This window comes from Pseudoalteromonas ulvae UL12 (genome assembly GCF_014925405.1).
GTDB lineage: Bacteria > Pseudomonadota > Gammaproteobacteria > Enterobacterales > Alteromonadaceae > Pseudoalteromonas > Pseudoalteromonas ulvae.
In genome coordinates, this window is the sequence record NZ_AQHJ01000028.1 from 266768 (window position 1) to 278619 (window position 11852).

Genomic DNA, 11852 nt, shown 5'->3' on the forward strand with positions numbered 1-11852 from the left:
GTGATTCCTTTTTCACTTCTTCACTCTATCTGTCACCTGGTGCTCTAAATTAAAATGTTTAGGGCACCCACCTCAAATTAATTCAAGTACTTTGTAATATCTAACTGACTATTTTTACACATAAAGCTTTTTAAGTGTGTCACCTTTTCACACTTACTTACACCTTGTAGCGGACTGTTAACAGGAATTCTCATCGTTTAATGCATACTTAACTCGTCAACTTACAAAAAGGACGAGTATCATGAACACCATCACTAAAGTCATTTGTTTTACCGCCACCACAATTGCTTGCCTTGCAAGTTTTACCAGCGAAGCACACGCTAAGAAGTTTGTTGCCGCAGATAGCAGCCCAAGTACACAACTTTGCATGGCCGTTGCCTCAAATAAGCCAATCAACTTAATTAAACGCATCAACGACTACTCGATGACACGAAAATCAGTCAGCAAAGTCGTCAAATGTAATAGCATGCCAATTGCAAGTTTTGCCAAAGTGTATGAACTTGATCGCACAGGTCGTTTATTGAAATATGAAAACGCCCCTTCAATTTCAATTAAAGATATAGCCATGTTAGACAAAGACAATATCGTCATTGCAGGTTCGCGCTAAATGCATCACTGTAAAAAAACCACTTTGAATAATCAAAGTGGTTTTTCTTTATTCACTGTTATTTCTGTGACAATGACAATTAAATCAAACCAGCGACTAAGCCAAATAGACCACCAAATACCCCACCCCAAACAACTAACCATCCTAAGTGAGTTTTAATCATAGTCTGAACCATTTCTTTGACCATTTGCGGGGTCAACTCAGCTAATCGAGCATCAATAATGTTGGCCACTTTTACTTGTAAATCCCCCATTACTTCAGGCTTGACGAGTTGGCTTTTGAGCATTTCATTAAATTCATCCGTTTGAGACATATCAATGATGGATGTTTTCATTTTAGCGATGAAGGGCTCTTTCATCGGTTGTAATGCTTCTGAACCGCCAAACATCGCGAGCATGCTGCCAAATTGAGATTGCTCAACCACTGCAACTAAATTATCGAATGCTGGACCTAAATCAATCTGCTCAATAATAGGCGATAATTCAAAATGATGCGCTTGACCATTTTGTTCACTCATAAATTTATTGATGTTCTCTTGAGTAAAAAACTGCTCCATTATCAACGTTTTTATCGCTGTTTTAAATTCTTCGAACTTAGCTGGGATCACCCCAGAACCATATAAAAAAGGCACTTTTTCGAATAACATGTGCACAGCTAACCAATTGGTAAACGCGCCAGATAACGCAAACAACCCAACGGTTAATAGCACTTTATGATCAATCCCATAGCCAATAAAAACTAATACACTGGCTAACAGATTCGTTATAACGCTTTTATTCACAGCAGCCTCTCATTGTTACGTACAAAACGCCTGTATTGTACGCGTTGCATGCTTTTTATCTCAAGCAGTTAATCTATAAATAATTGTTTAATAATTACAAGATGCTAGTCATTTAAAAGCCTGTTTAAAAACTATCCGTTTTGATTATTTTTGCCATACTTAGCTGTGTCTCCTGCACACCAACTTGTTCTTAAACTAAATAGCGAATTGATTATGTGGCACGCAATTTCAAAACATATTAGCGAACAACGAAATATCTCATTTAGTATCACACATAAAGAGCAGCTAAATTTAAGCTCAAACAGCATGACATTTAAAATTGGTGATGATAAACATCAATTTTTTGTCAAAATAGATACACCACAAAAACTCGAACAATTCGAAGCTGAAGCTTACAACCTTAAAGAGCTCACCCTTCACAGTGCGCTATTTATCCCCGACTGTGTATGTTATGGCTTAACGCTTAACCATAGTTTTATTGTCTTAGAATGGCTGACATTAACTAATCAGGCAGAAAATGACTGGTTTGAAATGGGTAAATCAGTGGCACTCATGCACAAAAAACATGAACAAGCCATGTATGGCTGGCCAGACGATAACTATTTAGGTCAAACCGTACAGACGAACCGCTGGCATAAGCATTGGGATATTTTCTTTGCTGAACAACGAATTGGCTGGCAACTACAATTATTAGCCGAAAAAGACTTCCACTTTTGTGATATTGACGAATTTATTGAACTGACCAAAGCCACCCTTCATTCACACGTCGTACAACCTTCCTTGCTCCATGGCGATTTATGGCGTGGCAATGTAGGATTTGTTGACGGTACCCCCGCCTTATTTGATCCAGCCTGTTATTTTGGTGATCGCGAAGCCGACATTGCCATGAGCCAATTATTTGGTGAGTTCCCAGCAGATTTTTATGAGGGTTACCAACACTCTTACCCGTTGAGCGCTTCGTATGAGCAGCGCAAACCTTTTTATCAGCTTTACCATATTTTGCAGCATGCCAATGCTTTTCAAGGTCATTATTTAATCGAAGCGAAAGAGAAAATAGCACAGTTAATCCACACTGCAGCAAGGTAAAACATGACAGATAGGCTACACTTAGATTACTGCAAAATGCACAATTAAGTTGGCTTTATGAAAGACCATAAAATGCAATCAATTAGTTGTCCGCACTGTGGACACCACGTATTTGTTGAAATTGACACCACCTGTGGTGATCAAGATTATTTTGAAGATTGTTCAGCTTGTTGCAACCCCATCCACCTCAACATGCATATTAATGATCTCCACAACACCATTGAACTACATGTAGATAGCGACGACGAACAAGTCTTTTAATGATTGAAGCCAATCAACTTGCGATTGGCTTTTATTAACGTGTTTAGCTTGTTAACGATTTTTCATATAACGTTCGATGGTTTCGACTATCGTATAAGTTTGTTGGTCGACTTCAATATTGACCCTATCACCTTGTGATAATAAACCTAAATTGGTCACTTCGAGTGTTTCAGGGATTAAATGTAAGTAAAAACCTTCTTCGGTCACTTCACCCACCGTTAAGCTCGCACCGTTTACTGATACAAACCCTTTATGCAGAATATATTTTAACCAGCGCGGATCTAATGTCAGGTAAAAATAACAGTTATCACCTGTGTGACTCACAACTTGTAATTGCGCCGTAGTATGAATATGCCCAGAGACAATATGACCGCCGAGTTCCGTACCAAACGTCACTGAGCGCTCTAAATTAACTTGAGTACCTTGCTTTAGCTCACCTAAATTAGTTAAACGCAGCGTTTCGTCAATGACATCAAAGTGCACTTGCCCAACGACATCTTTCATACCCAATTCATAATGTACAACCGTCAAGCAACAGCCATTAATCGCAATACTGGCACCAATATCGAGTTGTTGTAAATATTTCCCTGAAACCGATAAAACTAAACGTTTAACTCCTTCACTTTGCGTGACAGATACCACCGACGCTTTGGTTTGTACAATACCGGTAAACATTTTATTTTCCTTCTCTAAACCAATTTAGATTACAATCACGTTTTATTTTTTTGAGCAGTTATTATCATCATGAGATTCAGCCCATGGGAAGCCAAATATTTACTGAAGCTTGCCTTACCCGTTTTTATAGCCCAAGTCGTTCAGGTACTAATGGGCGTGGTCGATACTATCATGGCCGGCCAAGTCAGTCCCACTGATTTAGCTGCTTTATCGATAGCAACAGGCTTGTGGATCCCTATCATGTTGACGCTGCAAGGTATTTTACTTGCCCTTACAGGCATTGTTGCACACCACCATGGAGCCAACGACCAACACAGCATCCGCGAGCAATTACACCAAGCAATTTATCTGGCCCTTGTTTTAACGTGCTTAGGGCTAATAGTGATCACTTGGATTAGCATTCCCATTAGCTACATCGACATGGAACCCGCTGTCGCAGCAATGAGTTTAGATTACATAAACTTCGTCAAATACGGTTTGCCTGCTTATCTTATATTCTGCACATTTCGAAATGTCTCCGAAGGTAAGACACTCACTAAACCGGCACTCTATATCAGTGTATTAGGACTCGCAGTTAATATTCCGGCTAATTATATTTTCATTCATGGTCATTTTGGCATGCCTGCACTAGGTGGTGCAGGCTGTGGCGTGGCCACCGCGTTGGTTTTTTGGGCAATGGCAATAGGCATGATTACCTATACTTATTTTAGTAAAAAAATTAATGGCCGCTTTTTATTAAAACACCCGATGAAACCCAATCTCAATGCAATGTGGGTGATGTTCAAAATGGGGATCCCTATTTCGCTTGCGACCTTTTTTGAAGTCACGCTATTTGCATGTATTCCACTCTTTATTGCCAGTATGGGGGCGGTCGTGGTCTCGGGCCACCAAGTCGCAGCCAGTGTTTCAACCGTTCTATTTATGATGCCACTGAGCCTTTCTATGGCGATTTGTATACGGGTTGGGAATTTAGCTGGCCAACAAAATTTCACTGAAATGAAGCAAACCATTTTTACTAGCTTTATGCTCGCTATCGGCATCTCTGCAATCGTAGCCTCTATCACCTATCTTGGCCGTGATTTTATCAGTAGCATTTATTCTGATGATGCTGAGGTTATCGTATTAGCTTCTTCTATATTAGTGCTCGCGTGTTTTTATCAATTACCCGATGCGCTGCAAGTCGCAGCAAATGGCGTATTAAGAGGGCTAAAATACACAAAACCCATTTCATACATCACCTTCATCTCCTACTGGCTGATCGGCTTCAGTTTAGGCTACGTATTAGGTAGAACAGACTTGATTGTGCCTGCGATGGGCCCTCACGGATTTTGGCTCGGGATTATATTAGGCCTAACCGTGGCCGCTGTATTAATGCTCGTCACCGTCAAAAAGCGGATTAACAATGAGATTTATAACTAGCCTATTAACCTGTTTACTACTCAGTGGGTGCTCTGATTCACCCACTGATACCTATCAAACGTATCAGTCACGCTTACAAAATGTGCATGAGTTTAAACTTGCGCCTTTGCAACCCTTAAAACCTATCCATGTAAAAAGTCAGTGGCAGTCAAAGCAAACTGTCACCTTTAGTTTACTAGAACTCGGGAAAATCAATCACTGTAAACTGAGTCAGTTTATCGCACACCATAACTCACAGCTTGGAAAAGTCGCCCCACAAAGCGAGCAAATTAAATATCAAATCAACTTTATCCAACATGCGCCAGAATGCATTCAACAACTAGCTACTAATCAGATTAAAACTGAGTTAATAGCAATTGAGCAACAAAAAAGGGCTGATTTATATGGCCAATTTAAACACATGTTATTGGCAGAGCCAGAAACTAGCTCCCTGTTTAAATTAGGCAAAACTCTTAATATTAACGAAGCGGCTGGATTAAACGACACTCTAGAAGCCTTAACAACTTTGGCAAACCTAGATAAACAAATAAAAAATCAGCTGTTTAATACCATCGAACCTGCTGAATTAACAAAAGCGTTAGCACAATTAAATCGTAGCCAGTTTACCAGTCAATTAATTACCAGCATGCAGCAGCAGGTACATTTAAATCAGCAACTCACAGCGTCACTAGATAAGATTGATCTCCAAACCTTGTGTCCAATCGGAAAAAATCATCAGCAAGCCACCATTTTTGCTAATGTTTTTAGCCAATTTTATTTAAAACAATTACAAGGTTACCAAGCTCAATTGACCAAACAATTTCGTCAGCTTGAACCTTACCTAACAAGGCTTTGGCGAAACGAGCACAATCAATTAATTTCACCTGCATTGGTCAGGTTAATCGGTTCCGAAACTGAGCCAAACCTAGAACAACGACTCAGCACCAGTGCCAAACAGCATGTTCAGTGGTGGCAAACGTTCTTTAAACAATGCAATATTTCACCGAAATGAATAAAAAAACGGCAAACAAATCAAATTATTAAATTCAAGCTTGATCCTGATAACAACTCGCTATATATTAGCGCCTGTTCACAACACACCTTGAACAAGATTAAATAGTACGACCGTAGCTCAGTTGGGTGAGGTTGAACCGAAGCACAGCTTCGCAGTCAAGCGAAGTGGAGGTATGGATACCGACAGGATGTTGCTTCAGGGATGAATGTTTTACTAATGACACTATTGTACGACCGTAGCTCAGTTGGTTAGAGCACTACCTTGACATGGTAGGGGTCGGTGGTTCGAATCCACTCGGTCGTACCAACTCTTCACGAGTTAAAACCTGCAATACAACCGTAGCTCAGTTGGTTAGAGCACTACCTTGACATGGTAGGGGTCGGTGGTTCGAATCCACTCGGTCGTACCAACTCTTCACGAGTTAAAACCTGCAATACAACCGTAGCTCAGTTGGTTAGAGCACTACCTTGACATGGTAGGGGTCGGTGGTTCGAATCCACTCGGTCGTACCAACTCTTCACGAGTTAAAACCTGCAATACAACCGTAGCTCAGTTGGTTAGAGCACTACCTTGACATGGTAGGGGTCGGTGGTTCGAATCCACTCGGTCGTACCAACTCTTCACGAGTTAAAACCTGCAATACAACCGTAGCTCAGTTGGTTAGAGCACTACCTTGACATGGTAGGGGTCGGTGGTTCGAATCCACTCGGTCGTACCAACTCTTCACGAGTTAAAACCTGCAATACAACCGTAGCTCAGTTGGTTAGAGCACTACCTTGACATGGTAGGGGTCGGTGGTTCGAATCCACTCGGTCGTACCAACTCTTCACGAGTTAAAACCTGCAATACAACCGTAGCTCAGTTGGTTAGAGCACTACCTTGACATGGTAGGGGTCGGTGGTTCGAATCCACTCGGTCGTACCAACTCTTCACGAGTTAAAACCTGCAATACAACCGTAGCTCAGTTGGTTAGAGCACTACCTTGACATGGTAGGGGTCGGTGGTTCGAATCCACTCGGTCGTACCAACTCTTCACGAGTTAAAACCTGCAATACAACCGTAGCTCAGTTGGTTAGAGCACTACCTTGACATGGTAGGGGTCGGTGGTTCGAATCCACTCGGTCGTACCAACTCTTCACGAGTTAAAACCTGCAATACAACCGTAGCTCAGTTGGTTAGAGCACTACCTTGACATGGTAGGGGTCGGTGGTTCGAATCCACTCGGTCGTACCAACTCTTCACGAGTTAAAACCTGCAATACAACCGTAGCTCAGTTGGTTAGAGCACTACCTTGACATGGTAGGGGTCGGTGGTTCGAATCCACTCGGTTGTACCAAAACTTAAATAAATTCATACCCTTATATAGTTATTACCCTCGTACTTTGCGCCCAAAATAATAACTACTCATTAAAATTTATTCAACTGCTAGCTCAAATTACATCAAAAAACCGAACACTTCCTTTTTGTTAAAAATAAGAAAATTTAGAACATCTTCTGATTGTGCCCAAATGTGTGTCTTCGTGCCAATCAACCTTGTCCCTTATTGAATTTAATGACTACTTTCTGAATGAAGTTTATTTTTAAGTAGGTTTTCTGTTCTATTTTGTTCGTAAACACCATTTTTCATACTAGGCGTGACCATTGTTTTTAAATTGGCTATATGGCATTTCTTCACAAATAAATTCAAAGTCAATTCGAAGATGAATTATGTGGGCCCTTTGGTATTTCAACCGAATGGTTTGATATCGGCAATATCTAGCTCAAATTACGAGGAACTTCATCTTTAGAATTTTATACTCATTACGTTGACTAAATTAAAGGGCTAGATCCGCATCTAGCCCTTTTTAAACAGCCTGAGTTGAAAGACCCAAACTTTTTTATAAATCAATAAGGCTATTAATCTAAATCATCTTCCTCACTATCTAAATATTGATCATTATTAGGATTGTGAGCATCTGCCCAGTCGTCCATGTCTGCCTCATTATTCGGATTGTTAATATCAGACCATAAATCTAATTCATCGTCTGTCATTGTTGATGTATCTGGCATGACTCACTCCTTATTATTTATCGCCCTGATAGCGTTGATTGTTAGGGTTCAACTGATTTGAATGATTATCCTGCGCTTTTTGATAAGCCGGATTAGTCCCAGCGCTACCCTTATTAGGATTAGCCTGATTGGCTTTATGATCATTCGCTTTTTGTTGATTATTTTTAGACATTTTAGTCTCCTTAAAAATTAAAATTAATTTCGACTCAGGGACTCTCGCGGCTGCTCGAGCCCCTGCAATCGGCGTATATCTAATTTAAAGTTTTTATAAGCTCTATAATCACTTGGGCTACTTGGTACAGTTATTTTTTTACCAATGGGCGAAACCAATATAGGATGGCGTCCATAACTTACAAGCCAGCCTTTCTTTTTAACTAAGGTCTTAACCAACACATTAATGTTTTTATCCTTACTATATTTTTTCATCATGCACCCGCGCTCATTGCTAGAGGTAAGTGAATTGATTGATAGCGTTTAGAAAATGCTTCAGCATTAAAATTAATATACTTAAGAGCTTCTTCAACCCCTACTTCCAATACCGATGGGCTATAAGTCAACCCCTTGCATGCCCCCGCATTTTGATAAAACCGACCTTCAGGGTTAATCATTAAATAGGATTGCCACATGTCGTCGTTATCTTCAACAACAATCACATCAGCATGAACTTGATGCTTATGAACATAAGACTCGTATTGCCATTGCAACACGGTCATTTCTTTTGAATACACAGGCAATACACGCAATAACTTCCATTTATCAGGCTTTAACTGTGTAATAGTTTGAGTCAAATTTTCGCGCCAATTGTAGGCATTAACAACAGTATTAATCTTTACCTTCCCTTTAGGGTTTAAAGCGCGATACTGAGTGACAACATCCAAAACACGTGCTGGTGAGAGCCACGATTTTTTGCGGTCAACCCGGCCAATACTTTGCGCTATTAAATAATCGCCAGTGTCAAAACTAATACCAAGCATATCTAGATGAACAGCAATCTTCTTCAACATCACAGTTGAGAGCAAATGGCCATTCGTTATGATTGAGGTAGCAAAGCCCAGTTGCTTGGCAAACAAAATGGCATCGATAAAACGGCTACCCAACATTACGGGCTCTCCGCCAGCAAAATTAATCCGCACAGATTGATACTTAAGTGTTTGACGAAGACTATTATCTGCAAAAAAATAGTCTGCAAGCTTTAATAATAAAGAGTGAATATTCTCTGAGGCATGGTGTAACTCGGTATCGGAGCTATTATCTTGCCAGGTTGCATAGCAATAGCCACAGCGATAATTGCAGGCTTCGGTCATGTGAAAGTTGATGACCAATTCTTGAATATTTGTCATGTGAATCTCCATTTGTTGCTGACAAATACAGATTCACCTAGTGCATTGCACTAACAAGCTTTTAATTAAAAAAAATTTAAATTTTTTGAAAAATATCTAACAAGTCATTAAATTCTAATGCTTCTTGCTGCTGTTTTTGAATATGTTGCACCAATAAAGCAACTTCTTTATTGTCAGAGGGGAGCTGTTCTGCAATGAGCATTGCTTTGTTTAAATCGCCGTTTATATATGCCAGTAATAAATTATCAACGGGATCCATTAAAGCCGCTTGTGACAATAGCGCAGACAGTAAATTTAAATTTTTACCCAATGCTAACTGTGGCAGCACCTGAAATGGGTTAGGGAGTTTAGTCGTGAAAAGGTCTACGTCGCTTTCGAGGGAGGATACAAACGCTTTAGCTGAAGGGTTACACAATGCAACGCCCACTAACGAATTACTTTGACCGAATAACTGTTTGCTAATGACTGCGGCTCGTTGTCGAAACGCTTTATCCTCAAAAATCTTTTTTACATCTTTAGGATCAGAAAAAATAGCATTTAATAATAATGCATTAAACAGTACTGTCTGCTGGCCAATATCTAAATAAGTTGGGCTGCGTTGCGGCTTTGTTTCCTTTATCACTTTTATCAAGCCATTTCTAACCATTGAATTCGCTTTATCTTTAATATGCGAACTTGAAGAGGCAACGTTTATTCCAAAAAGGTGGCGAATCGCATCCGGTATTGTCATACCACTAGCCATTACAATACGCCTCTTCCATTAAATCACTCGCTCTCACTCTGTCTGATTGTTCAGCCGTTAAAGACACTTTGACGATTGCTTGCGCCAAATCAAACCAACTCGATCGTCTATAACGCCTATCCTTACATGATGGAGAATGTTTAATATATTGCTGCAGTACACCAATGCAATATCCCGCTCGCATTGCCTCTGACATCGATGTATGTAAAGCCGCATATTTGCCAACTTCTTGCTTACGGCTATATATTTCAATCACTTCACGACATGATGACTGTAAAAACGCAGTATCTTCTGATTGAAATAGTTGCTCCTTTGCATTTAAATCACCAAAGTGAAATACACACACAACCGCTAAACTTATTATTCTTTTTTTCATGTTTAATGTTCTCAAATTGACTGTGGCAGCACTGGGGCGGGTGTTTGGGCTTGTTCATCATTAAACGAACTTTGAGGAGCATCAATTAGTTCAGGCTCTTTATCTTTAACTAATGATGGTAATGGTGTCGCTGCGTAAATAGCGACAATACTAAACAAAACCGAAGTAAAAATTTCTAAGTCAGTGTTTCGTTCAAAAAACGCAACCCCTATCTCACCCTGCTCACTGATAACAAAATGCACAATATGAAAATAGATAAAGGTATAAATTAATTCAGCAACAGCGACGGCTAATGCAAAACGTTTTAAGCCTTGCCACCAAGTAAGCGCGACGTGCTGACAACGATTATAAAAACGCCACACTGTAGCAAGCAGCAAAATAAACAGCCCTATTTCTGCCAAATCAAGGTCAGCAATACCCGAGTTATACTCGAAAAAAGAAATAGGAATTAACAACAAGCTAGCAGCGGCCAGCAAACCAATAAACACATATAAAAAAAAGGTGATCAGGCCACGAACAAAATGTCCGAGTATTATATCGAGCGTATTAAGAAGGGGTTTCATCTTCATCCTTGAAAGTTAAAGTACAACTAAATCTATAAACGGGGGTATTTTGTCTGGTTTTAAAAACAAAAGCCAGTTTTAAATGTTTTAAAACATGGGGTTAAATATATTAGGGCTATTGCTCTGCTTAACAAGCCAAAATAAAACGAGTTGCAAGCCAACAAATTAACAATACAACATTTCAGTTGTATTTCATTGCGGCCTTAAATCCGTTGCCCAGCGAGTGGGCCGAACCATGGTTCTTGAAGTCACAGGTAATAATGCTGGTAACTCTATCCAGTAAGATTGGTCATCACTGGCTTTCACCTTCGCAAATTGGGTGTTTTTGTACGTCACTTTTTCTAAAATCCCTTGCACTATCGTATTCTCCCTTAAATATTTACACTGTTTACCTATATGCTGAAATGGGCTCTCTGACTTAGCTTCTATTAAATCAATTGCTTCCTGCCAATAACTAACTGACGAGCATGCACTTCCACCCCATTTAAATGTAATGTAGGCAATGTCGGCTGTTAAGTCCGGAAAACGTTTAATATCACCAAGAGTTTTAACTGAACGATTATCTTGCTCTGACAAATCTCGCTCTTGTTTTGCAAGCTTTGCCATTTCAATAAAATTGTTATTCTTTTTGTTAAGCAAAATATCTTTACATGACGATGTTTTGCAACTAATTGGTGGCGGTTTACTTGTATTATGTTTTACACCTTGCCCATCCGTCCACACATACCTTTGCGCATATAACGAACAGCTAAAACTGAATAAAATAATAACGAGCAATATATATTTCGGACTAATCGGCTTTAAATACTTTCTCACGGCTAATTTCTTTGTAACCTTCTTCTTATCAAAACATGCACTTTATATATTCTCTCACTGCGGTTAAATAAAGTCTCAGCATGGCTAGGTAGGTATTTATAAAACTCTCGCCAATTTACATTATTAAAAGCCACAGTAAACAC

Annotated in this window: 15 protein-coding genes and 11 tRNA genes; 16 read left to right on the plus strand and 10 right to left on the minus strand. The window is 39.7% G+C overall.

Features of this window, described 5'->3' with window-relative positions:
* Positions 1 to 241: 241 nt before the first annotated feature.
* Entirely contained in the window at positions 242 to 607 is a 366-nt protein-coding gene (locus tag PULV_RS11525; protein WP_086745111.1) for a DUF3718 domain-containing protein, read from the plus strand.
* Between the two features lie 79 nt (positions 608 to 686).
* Here the strand turns inward: PULV_RS11525 and PULV_RS11530 are convergent, their stop codons facing one another.
* Positions 687 to 1388, minus strand: coding sequence for a DUF445 family protein (locus PULV_RS11530; protein ID WP_086745112.1), 702 nt, complete (start codon positions 1386 to 1388; stop codon positions 687 to 689).
* A gap of 213 nt (positions 1389 to 1601) precedes the next feature.
* On the opposite strand from PULV_RS11530, the gene PULV_RS11535 reads away from it, so the two are divergent.
* Together PULV_RS11535 and PULV_RS11540 are read left to right on the plus strand one after the other, a co-directional pair.
* On the plus strand, positions 1602 to 2474 hold the full coding sequence (locus PULV_RS11535; RefSeq protein WP_193331774.1) for a fructosamine kinase family protein: 873 nt from the start codon (positions 1602 to 1604) through the stop codon (positions 2472 to 2474).
* A 57-nt stretch (positions 2475 to 2531) separates the two neighbouring features.
* Positions 2532 to 2735 (plus strand): CPXCG motif-containing cysteine-rich protein, encoded by a 204-nt coding sequence (locus tag PULV_RS11540; RefSeq protein ID WP_086745114.1) that lies wholly within the window; start codon positions 2532 to 2534, stop codon positions 2733 to 2735.
* 51 nt (positions 2736 to 2786) lie between these two features.
* On the opposite strand, the gene PULV_RS11545 is transcribed toward PULV_RS11540, so the two are convergent.
* Positions 2787 to 3410 carry a riboflavin synthase subunit alpha gene (locus PULV_RS11545; RefSeq protein ID WP_193331775.1) on the minus strand — a complete coding sequence of 208 codons (624 nt, stop codon included), beginning with the start codon at positions 3408 to 3410 and terminating at the stop codon, positions 2787 to 2789.
* A gap of 69 nt (positions 3411 to 3479) precedes the next feature.
* Here PULV_RS11545 and PULV_RS11550 point away from each other — a divergent pair, with 69 nt between their 5' ends.
* The 13 genes from PULV_RS11550 to PULV_RS11610 all read left to right on the plus strand — a co-directional run bounded on the left by PULV_RS11550 (position 3480) and on the right by PULV_RS11610 (position 7159).
* Positions 3480 to 4829: an MATE family efflux transporter gene (locus PULV_RS11550; protein WP_193331776.1), complete on the plus strand. Its 1350-nt coding sequence runs from the start codon at positions 3480 to 3482 to the stop codon at positions 4827 to 4829.
* The gene (locus tag PULV_RS11555) at positions 4813 to 5820 is read left to right on the plus strand and encodes a DUF3080 family protein (protein WP_193331777.1); all 1008 of its coding nucleotides are present in this window, start codon (positions 4813 to 4815) and stop codon (positions 5818 to 5820) included. The genes PULV_RS11550 and PULV_RS11555 overlap by 17 nt, the downstream gene beginning before the upstream one ends.
* A gap of 232 nt (positions 5821 to 6052) precedes the next feature.
* Positions 6053 to 6129 (plus strand) — tRNA-Val (locus tag PULV_RS11560).
* Between the two features lie 26 nt (positions 6130 to 6155).
* Positions 6156 to 6232, plus strand: a tRNA-Val gene (locus tag PULV_RS11565).
* A 26-nt stretch (positions 6233 to 6258) separates the two neighbouring features.
* Positions 6259 to 6335: transfer RNA gene (locus PULV_RS11570), tRNA-Val, on the plus strand.
* A gap of 26 nt (positions 6336 to 6361) precedes the next feature.
* Positions 6362 to 6438 (plus strand) — tRNA-Val (locus PULV_RS11575).
* 26 nt (positions 6439 to 6464) lie between these two features.
* Positions 6465 to 6541, plus strand: a tRNA-Val gene (locus tag PULV_RS11580).
* 26 nt (positions 6542 to 6567) lie between these two features.
* A tRNA-Val gene (locus PULV_RS11585) sits at positions 6568 to 6644 on the plus strand.
* 26 nt (positions 6645 to 6670) lie between these two features.
* A tRNA-Val gene (locus tag PULV_RS11590) sits at positions 6671 to 6747 on the plus strand.
* A 26-nt stretch (positions 6748 to 6773) separates the two neighbouring features.
* Positions 6774 to 6850 (plus strand) — tRNA-Val (locus PULV_RS11595).
* Between the two features lie 26 nt (positions 6851 to 6876).
* A tRNA-Val gene (locus PULV_RS11600) sits at positions 6877 to 6953 on the plus strand.
* 26 nt (positions 6954 to 6979) lie between these two features.
* Positions 6980 to 7056: transfer RNA gene (locus tag PULV_RS11605), tRNA-Val, on the plus strand.
* Between the two features lie 26 nt (positions 7057 to 7082).
* A tRNA-Val gene (locus tag PULV_RS11610) sits at positions 7083 to 7159 on the plus strand.
* Positions 7160 to 7719: 560 nt separating this feature from the next.
* Here PULV_RS11610 and PULV_RS11615 read toward each other — a convergent pair.
* The 8 genes from PULV_RS11615 to PULV_RS11650 all read right to left on the minus strand — a co-directional run bounded on the left by PULV_RS11615 (position 7720) and on the right by PULV_RS11650 (position 11709).
* The gene (locus tag PULV_RS11615) at positions 7720 to 7872 is read right to left on the minus strand and encodes a hypothetical protein (protein ID WP_176365208.1); all 153 of its coding nucleotides are present in this window, start codon (positions 7870 to 7872) and stop codon (positions 7720 to 7722) included.
* Between the two features lie 13 nt (positions 7873 to 7885).
* Complete coding sequence (locus PULV_RS11620; RefSeq protein WP_086745118.1) at positions 7886 to 8044, minus strand: alpha-amylase; 159 nt, start codon at positions 8042 to 8044, stop codon at positions 7886 to 7888.
* Positions 8045 to 8067: 23 nt separating this feature from the next.
* Positions 8068 to 8301 (minus strand): hypothetical protein, encoded by a 234-nt coding sequence (locus tag PULV_RS11625; RefSeq protein ID WP_227009396.1) that lies wholly within the window; start codon positions 8299 to 8301, stop codon positions 8068 to 8070.
* Positions 8298 to 9212, minus strand: a complete 915-nt coding sequence (locus PULV_RS11630; RefSeq protein WP_193331778.1) for a viperin family antiviral radical SAM protein — start codon at positions 9210 to 9212, stop codon at positions 8298 to 8300. The genes PULV_RS11625 and PULV_RS11630 overlap by 4 nt, the downstream gene beginning before the upstream one ends.
* A gap of 76 nt (positions 9213 to 9288) precedes the next feature.
* Positions 9289 to 9954 carry a hypothetical protein gene (locus PULV_RS11635; RefSeq protein WP_193331779.1) on the minus strand — a complete coding sequence of 222 codons (666 nt, stop codon included), beginning with the start codon at positions 9952 to 9954 and terminating at the stop codon, positions 9289 to 9291.
* Positions 9947 to 10330 carry a hypothetical protein gene (locus PULV_RS11640; RefSeq protein WP_086745121.1) on the minus strand — a complete coding sequence of 128 codons (384 nt, stop codon included), beginning with the start codon at positions 10328 to 10330 and terminating at the stop codon, positions 9947 to 9949. Before PULV_RS11640 ends, PULV_RS11635 begins: the two co-directional genes overlap by 8 nt.
* Positions 10331 to 10341: 11 nt before the next feature.
* On the minus strand, positions 10342 to 10893 hold the full coding sequence (locus tag PULV_RS11645; RefSeq protein WP_086745122.1) for a hypothetical protein: 552 nt from the start codon (positions 10891 to 10893) through the stop codon (positions 10342 to 10344).
* A 192-nt stretch (positions 10894 to 11085) separates the two neighbouring features.
* Positions 11086 to 11709: a hypothetical protein gene (locus tag PULV_RS11650; RefSeq protein WP_193331780.1), complete on the minus strand. Its 624-nt coding sequence runs from the start codon at positions 11707 to 11709 to the stop codon at positions 11086 to 11088.
* Positions 11710 to 11852 lie beyond the last annotated feature (143 nt).